Consider the following 5,183-nt stretch of genomic DNA (forward strand, 5'->3'; position numbering starts at 1 on the left):
CTCTTTTTCCACCTCTCTGAGCGGACGGCGTGGGATGCGAGGTACGAGCTCGTCGAAGCGTTCGAGGAGCGCCAATCGCTCCGCCTCACTCAGCCTGCCGATCCGGTCGCTGTAGTCGCGGATCGCCTCTCGCACCACCGCACTCTGCGGCTTCGACAGTCGTTCCGACGCGCGACGCAGGCGGGCGACGGTCTCGACGTCGAGGGTGAATGTGACCTTCCGAGTGGCCATACTGCTACCATACCACCATACTCTGATTTGGTCGGTGCCGCCGCCAACATCCTCCCGTCGGGCGCCGCCGCCGCCATCGATCCCATCGAGACTCTGCGCACGGAATAGCGGACCGTCCCAGGGCGCCAAGAAGAGCCGCCGTGGTGGCCGCTGGCGAAGGCTGGAAACCGGCCGGCCGGCCGGCCGACCAGACTACACCTTGGCGATGAACTTGATCTCGATGAGCTGCTGAGGCAGGGCCAAGCGCGGAGTCACCAGGATCGTGCTGGCAACGTCCGGTTTCTTCGACCCGTAGGCCTCTTTTCTGACGGGGCCGGCGGCGGCAAAGGCAGTCTCCATGTCGGTGACGTACAGAACTTCCTCGACGACATTGTCCAGAGTCGCGCCGTACAGTCCGAGGATTTCCTTCGCATTCGCGTAGGTTTGCCGCATCTGGATTTCCATGTTGCCATGATCGGTTATGCGACCGCGGTCGTCCAGCGGAGCCGCCCCCACGAAGTTTCCTTTGTCATCATGGCTGAGTTGGCCGGAGACGTAGATCGTGTCGCCGACCCGTACGGCCTGGGCATAGCCATAGGTGGCTTCCCAGGGCATGCCCAGCCCTTTTGCATCTTTGTTGATCGTCACTGCCGGCACTCCTTTCCGAGCATTGGTTCGTCGGTTCTTATCGATCAGACCCTGTGGGAAGAGCCTACCAGCCTGAGAGCCTGCCCGGGACAGAAAATCGTCACCGGTGGCCGCCGACGGCAAGATCTATCTTGCGAGCGAGGACGGAGGCATGGTCGTCGCCAAATCGGGTGCTGTGTTCGAGCACGTCGCAACCAATACAATCGGCGAGCGTCTCATCGCGGCCCCCGCGGGAATGCGTCACGGGTCGGTCGGACCGACGCGTACGAAGACGGGAGCCTGGTCCGACTCGGGATGCGCGGTGAGACGACGCACGTCCGACCCATCGTCCTTCATGAGGTAGATGTCGTAGTTCCCCTCCCGATTGGAGTCGAACACGATCTCCGATCCGTCCGGCGACCAGGAGGGCCAATTGTCGGCGGCTTCGTGCTCCGTCAGACACCGGGCGTCCGAGCCGTCGACGTTCATGACACAAACGTCCCAGTTGCCGCGAAAATGGGCCCACGCGAGCCGACGGCCGTCGGGTGAGAAACGGGCGGGGCCTTCGCCTCCATAGCCGGGCTCGTCATCGTTCGCGGGATCGTGCGTGAGCCTCCTGGGGTTCGTTCCGTCGGCCTCCATCCGCCAGATGTCCATGGCCCCACCCCGGTCCGAACGAAAGACGATCGTCGAGCCGTCGGAAGACCAGTCCGGATCGGAGTCCTTGAAGGGGTCGTTCGTCAGCTGGGCAAGCTCTTTGCCCTGACGATCGATGACGTAGAGGTCGTGCTGCCCGTCCTTGCGACTGCCTACCACATAGCGTTCCCCGTCGGGGGAGCGGCCGAGCCAGGAATCGTAGACCGGAAACGGCCCCAAGGGCCGCCAGGTCCAGGGCCCGGGCGTGACCTCGTACAGGAGGTACATTCCGGCCTCGGGTCGTCCACCGCGGTCGGATACGGCCACGAGCGCGCCGTCGTAGCTCGCGTAGACCCAATCGACGCCTTCCTGGCGGCTGAGGTTGTGAAGGTCGCCGGACTCAGGTCTGAGAAGAAACACCTCGTAGGCTCCGGTGCGGGTCGTGTTGAACGCAATGCCCCAGGACGCGGCATCGCGCACGCGCAGAAAGTCGATGCGCCACGCCTCCACCCAGCCTTCGTCGCGTCGCTCCTCGGTCAGGGCGAGAAATCTCTCGGCGCCCATCGGTCGCCATCGCGTGCGGAGCAAACGCTGGGTGCCGTCCTCTGCGATATGGCGCTCGTCGCCGAACAGGAGCTCGCCCTCGACGACGCGGAGCGAGCCTTCACTCGTACCACCGTCTGACGCCCAGTAGAAGAACCTGAGCAGCCCGTCCTTCGCGTCCCAGGCGTAGATGGACTCTCCACGGTATTCCGAGCCCTCGGCTCGCACTACGTGCCGATCCCGGACGAATTTCTGACCGTACATCCAGTCGAAGCAGTGACGATCCTTGCTCCCGCCTCCGGGGAAGGTGCCCTCCCAGCAATGACCGATGAGAAATCTCATTGGCTCGAACGCCTCCGGAATCGGCGTGCCGACCGACGAAGCTTGAGTGAAGATCAACACGAACAGGTGGAACATCGTCTCCTCCGAGACCAAAGCTTGGGGGATCCCGCAGGGATGTGTCTTGTACGGATGTTACCTGGGCTCGGAGATGGCCCCTGCCACGAGCGAGGTACCGTCGGCGCTGCGGTGGCGGAGGAACTCGCCTGGCGTCGCTCCCGTGAACGCCCGAAAGTCGCGATTGAAGTGACTCTGATCGTAGTAGCCGAAGTCGACCGCGAGCTCGGCCCAGCGGACGTCGGCGCAGTGCTTGAGGTGCTCGACGACTCGGGAGAACTTAACGATGCGTGCGAGCCGCTTCGGCGCCAAACCCACTTGGCGGTGGAACATCCCGGTCAAGTGCTTTCGCGTGATGTCGAGCCGTTCGCAAAGCTCGCCGATGGAGACGCAACCGCCCGAGCGGCGCAACCGCTCGAGCGCCCAACTCACCTTTACCGACGACGTGAGTGCCGGCGCAACGGCGCGAAACCGCCGATGCACGTAGCGCGCCAGCAGCCCGAATCGCTCATCGAGCGTCTGGGCACCGAACAGTCGCTCGCGAAGCTCCTCGATGCCAGGGAGCAGGTCAGCGTCGATCTCGACCACTTGGTTCGCGATCTCTTCCATGGGCACGCCGAGGAGCGCGTACGCCCCCTGAGGATGCAATCGCACCGAGACGAGGTGGGAGTCGTATCGAGAGGTGTCGTATTGCGGCTCGACGACGAGGGGACCTTCCTGAAGGCCGGAGACCCAGGCGCGAATGAAATCCGTACCGCCGCCATCGGGTGATCCGATGACCCGATGAGGCAAGCCGAGGTTGAACATCAGCTCGACCCGGTCGGTTGGCAGAATCGTTTCGCGGCGATAGGAAACACGGCCTCGCACCGACCAGAAACAGTCAACGAGCGGCGCGAGATCGGCCGGAGCCGCGCACTGCGAAAGTTCCCAGCTTCCGAGAGGGGAGCTGAACGTCACGGTCTCGACACGCGACCGGGAATCCGGCGTGCGTTCATCCCTCATCGGTCCAGAGTCTACGGGCGGCTGCGGCAGAAACTCAACCAGAGGCCTCGGAAGTCGTGCTCAGCCGAGGAGTGGAACCGCATACCGCCCGTCATCGGCGGGCGCTACGGGGTTGCATGGAGCCACACGGCCATCTCGTTCGGACCACGATGTGACCAGGCGAAATAGGGAATGGCAGTCAGGTGGTCGTCGCCGGGAACGGCGTCGGCCGCCGCGCGGATCGTCAGGATCTCACCGATCCAGTCGCTCGGCTCGACGCTCGGCTGGCCGTCGCGTCGGAGCACGACGTCGAGAGCGCGGCCGCCGTTGTCGGCACCCTCGACGCAATAGACGAGAGGACCCCTCTCCAAGGCGACTCGGCCTCGATTCGCAGTGACGTCGGCATGGCTGAGCACCCGGTGGACGGGCATGGGGAGGTCGAGCTCGACGACATCTCCCCTCGTCCAGGATCTTTCGATGACCGCGAACCCGAAGGCGAGCTCGAGCGCCGCCACCTCTTCGTTGATCCGCAAACTGGGCTCGTGCTCGAGGTTTTCCTCGTATCGATAGAGCTCGCTCGGGACCGGCCGGTCCTGTGACCAGCCAGGGATCCGGACCCTGAGGGACATCGTGACGTCGCGAACGGGATCCACCGAGATCCGGACTCGGCCGTCCCATGGGTAGTTCGTCGCCTGATTCACCGTCACTGGCGTATCGTGGACCCGCACCGTCGTCTCGCTCGGGATGAAGTTCGCGACGTAGAGCGCGTCGTCGCGTTGGGCGTAGACATAGCCCGGAAGAGCGGGGAGAAATCGCGCCACGTTGCCCGGACAACACGCCGTGCCAAACCAGGGCTTTCGGGTAGCCGCGCCTTGATTGAACTCGGATTTTCCGTCGGATTCAAGCGGGTTGGGATAGAAGAAGCGGTCGCCTTCGATCGATACGCCTGCCAGGAGGCCGTTATAGAGCACCCGCTCGAGAACGTCGAGATAGTGCGCTTCGCCGTGCCAGAGGAACAGACGCCAGCTCCAGAAGACGAGACCGATGGACGCACAGGTCTCGGCGTAGCCGGTGTCGTTGGGAAGCTCGTACCGCTCGCCGAAGCCTTCCGTTCCATGCCGCGAGCCGACGCCTCCCGTCAGGTACATCTTGCGGGCGACCACGTCCTCCCACAATGCCTCCATCGCCCCGAGGTACGCGGGGTCGCCGGTGATGGCGGCGACGTCGGCCATGCCGGAGTAGAGGTACATCGCGCGGACGGCGTGCCCCACGGCGTCTCTCTGCTCGACCACGGGCGCATGGGCCTGGATTTGAACCGGGTCGTTGTAGATCGCGAACCGGTGGCCCGCGGGATACTGCCGGAGCTCGAGGTCTCTGCCGCGCTGGTCGAGAAAGTATCGGGCGAGGTTCAAGTAACGCTCGTCGCCGGTCACCCGATAGAGCTTTACGAGCCCCATCTCGATCACCTGGTGGCCGGGCGCGGCCCTGAGCTTGTCGGGTCCGAAAGTATCGGCGACGAGATTCGCGTTCCTGATGGCGATATCCAGAAGGCTGCGCTTCCCCGTGGCGTGGAAATGAGCGACGGCAGCCTCGTAGAGGTGGCCGGCGTTATAGAGCTCGTGGCTCACGGCCAGGTTCGACCATCGGGTCTCGCCGATGCCGATCGGGGGAATTTCCGAGGGAGCCGTTCTCGGCGTGAACAAGTACCCGTCGCTCTCCTGGGCGGCGGCGATGGCTTCGATCTCCCGGTCGAGACGTGCCTCGAGATGGGGGTCGGGATGGAGCGCGAG

5 protein-coding genes are annotated in these 5,183 nt (G+C 64.3%); all 5 read right to left on the minus strand.

Annotation, left to right across the window (positions count from 1 at the left end; all coding sequences use genetic code 11):
* A partial coding sequence (locus tag VEK15_22720) for a ribbon-helix-helix protein, CopG family (protein ID HXV63533.1) occupies positions 1–231 on the minus strand: 231 nt, incomplete at its 3' end.
* Between the two features lie 192 nt (positions 232–423).
* Positions 424–858 carry a Rid family hydrolase gene (locus VEK15_22725; protein HXV63534.1) on the minus strand — a complete coding sequence of 145 codons (435 nt, stop codon included), beginning with the start codon at positions 856–858 and terminating at the stop codon, positions 424–426.
* A gap of 240 nt (positions 859–1,098) precedes the next feature.
* Positions 1,099–2,433 carry a hypothetical protein gene (locus tag VEK15_22730; GenBank protein HXV63535.1) on the minus strand — a complete coding sequence of 445 codons (1,335 nt, stop codon included), beginning with the start codon at positions 2,431–2,433 and terminating at the stop codon, positions 1,099–1,101.
* Between the two features lie 57 nt (positions 2,434–2,490).
* Positions 2,491–3,414, minus strand: coding sequence for a helix-turn-helix domain-containing protein (locus tag VEK15_22735; GenBank protein ID HXV63536.1), 924 nt, complete (start codon positions 3,412–3,414; stop codon positions 2,491–2,493).
* Positions 3,415–3,518: 104 nt separating this feature from the next.
* On the minus strand, positions 3,519–5,183 hold a 1,665-nt coding region (locus VEK15_22740), incomplete at its 5' end, for a beta-L-arabinofuranosidase domain-containing protein (GenBank protein HXV63537.1).

The sequence above is a fragment of the Vicinamibacteria bacterium genome, from assembly GCA_035620555.1.
GTDB lineage: Bacteria > Acidobacteriota > Vicinamibacteria > Marinacidobacterales > SMYC01 > DASPGQ01.